The following is a 1,916-nucleotide window of genomic DNA, read 5'->3' as shown; positions in this document are numbered from 1 at the left end:
CAGTTTGTGGTGCGGTACTTGCGCCGACCCCAGTTCGTCTCACTCATCATCCGAGCCTACTACCGCTGCGGCCCGGATTTGTGCAACAAAGCCCGCACCATCGACAAATCTCACGCAATAAATCGTTTTCATCTATCAATCTTCATAAAAGTGATGGCGATAAAATTCTAGGTTCAGGTCTTACGACTGGTTTGCGGCAGATCAGGGGCTTGCGGCTTTTTTATGCTCTACAGGGTCAGATGTACGAGGGGTTATGAGAAACAAGAACAACAAAGACAGCAAAAACAAAAGCCGGGGCCGCATGGCCATGGGCATGCTGCTGGTGCTGGTGGTCGTCCTCATGGCTGGCATCAAGATGACCTACCGGGGCTGGACCTCGCTTGGCCAGGCCAAGAACAAGGCCCAGGCCGAGCAGCCTGCCCCGCTGGTGTGGCCGCCCCGGGCCGCGCCGGAGTCGGAGCCGTTCTGCCACACCGTGAAACTGACCCTGCCGCAGCTGGAAAAAGCCAACGAAGAGGGCTTTGCCGTGGACCAGGGCCGCCGCTGCATCACCCGCGAAGCCATGCGTGTGCACGAAGAATATCTGGCACGGCGCGCCCAGCACCAGGCCGAACGCGATGCCAATGACAGCCGCCACGCTCTGGAGCAAAAGCTGCAGGCGGAGCTGGAGCAGGCCGTGGCACAGCAAGTGGCGCAGGGCGGCATCACGCTGCAGAGCCTGAGCCAGGCGCGTGAAGGCAAAACCACGCAGATCGCCAGCGTGCTGCTGCCGGGCGCCCATGGTGTTGGTAGCGCAACCAAACCGCTACCCAAGCCGCCTGCCGACCTGTTTGTGCCCATCACCTACCACAGCGGCGGCATGCCCCTGGCCGGTTTTGTCACCCCCAACCCCAAGGATGGCAAACGCCACCCCGTCGTCATCTGGCTCACCGGCGGCGACAGCAACACGCTGGACGACTTCTGGACCGAAGGCGCGCCCAGCAATGACCAAAGCGCAAGCGCCTTCCGCAAGGCCGACATGGTGATGATGTTTCCCACCCTGCGCGGCGGCAACAGCAACCCGGGCCAGCGCGAATACTTCTGGGGAGAGGTGGACGATGTGATCGCTGCCGTGCTGTACGCGGCCAGGCTGCCGTATGTAGACTCCGGCCAGATCTACCTGGGCGGCCACAGCACTGGTGCCACCTTGGCGCTGCTTGTGGCGGGCACCGGTTTGCCGGTACAGGGCGTCTTTGCATTCGGCCCGGTGGCCGATCCTGCCGCGTATTCATCACGCCAGTTGCCAGTCGCCTGGAAAAGGCTGGACAGCGAAGAGCAGCGCCTGCGCGCGCCCATCCACTGGCTGCACGCCATCAAGGCGCCGACCTGGATCATCGAAGGCGCCAATCCACCGTCGAACATGGACGCGCTGTCCCAGCTGTGCAAGGCACGCAAATCAGAACTGGTGCACTGCGTACAGGTGGCGGGGCTCGATCACTTTTCGGTGCTGCAGCCCCTCACGCGCCGCATTGCAGCCCAGCTGGCCATGGGCGAGAACCCCAAGCTGGAATCCACGGCGCCATTGCCGTAAAAGCACGCGCCAAAAGCCCGCGCAAAAAGCACGAAGGCGTTCTGGCAGCGGCCCCATGGCGCCTTCACCCAAGGCGCAGCGGGCCTGCATCGATTGCCTTGCCAGCGTACATCGGGGTACCTGAGCGAATATCGCAGTCATTGCGGTGTTGCCAATGTTACACAGATTGCAGGGGTGAAATCACTGGAGCCTCCCAGGGAGGAATGTGCACAATCTCAATATATTTAATCTTTATCAATTTATCAATTGAGATGGCTTTGTTGCACAAATCCGGGCCGCAGCGGTAGTAGGCTCGGATGATGAGTGAGACGAACTGGGGTCGGCGCAAGTACCGCACCACAAACTG

General features: G+C 61.0%; 3 protein-coding genes. 2 read left to right on the top strand and 1 reads right to left on the bottom strand.

Annotated features, from left to right (window positions below; translation table 11 throughout):
• The coding region (locus HNP33_RS20925; RefSeq protein ID WP_221452162.1) for a hypothetical protein at window positions 1-257 on the top strand (257 nt) is incomplete at its 5' end.
• Window positions 254-1,570, top strand: coding sequence for an alpha/beta hydrolase family protein (locus tag HNP33_RS20785; RefSeq protein WP_233464646.1), 1,317 nt, complete (start codon window positions 254-256; stop codon window positions 1,568-1,570). The genes HNP33_RS20925 and HNP33_RS20785, both read left to right, overlap by 4 nt.
• A gap of 157 nt (window positions 1,571-1,727) precedes the next feature.
• Here HNP33_RS20785 and HNP33_RS20920 read toward each other — a convergent pair.
• Window positions 1,728-1,916 (bottom strand): hypothetical protein (locus HNP33_RS20920; protein WP_221452161.1); only part of this gene is annotated, 189 nt, incomplete at its 5' end.

Origin of the sequence: Comamonas odontotermitis (genome assembly GCF_014207855.1) — a bacterium.
Lineage (GTDB): Bacteria > Pseudomonadota > Gammaproteobacteria > Burkholderiales > Burkholderiaceae_C > Comamonas > Comamonas odontotermitis_A.
Note: the sequence above shows the minus strand (reverse complement) of the source record. Positions and strands in the feature narration are given on the sequence as shown.

Excerpts from the sequence above, each read along its gene's own strand:
- HNP33_RS20785 (WP_233464646.1), top strand. The coding sequence starts at position 254 with ATGAGAAACAAGAACAACAAAGACAGCAAAAACAAAAGCCGGGGCCGC.